Source organism: Rhizobium sp. SVR5-9E (assembly GCF_056755095.1).
The window spans coordinates 1-231 of sequence record NZ_JBNDHS010000823.1; the positions used below are offsets into that span (position 1 = coordinate 1).

Annotated in this window: 1 protein-coding gene; it reads right to left on the minus strand. The window is 40.3% G+C overall.

Annotation, left to right across the window (positions count from 1 at the left end; translation table 11 throughout):
- On the minus strand, positions 1-231 hold a 231-nt coding region (locus ACPYOJ_RS37140; RefSeq protein ID WP_481420650.1), incomplete at both ends, for an RNB domain-containing ribonuclease.

Here is a 231-nt window from a genome sequence, read left to right on the forward strand (position 1 = left end):
CTCAAAGAACATACATCATTACTCAATACTTCAGGAAGCATCGGTACAACGCGGTCTACCAAATAAACAGAGGTTGCTCTCTGGTAAGCCTCGTCATCCAGAAGAGTTCCGGGAATTACATAATGAGAGACATCAGCAATATGCACTCCTATTTCCCAATTTCCGTTTTCCAGTTTTCTGATGGATAAAGCATCATCAAAATCCTTAGCATCTTTCGGGTCAATAGTAAAT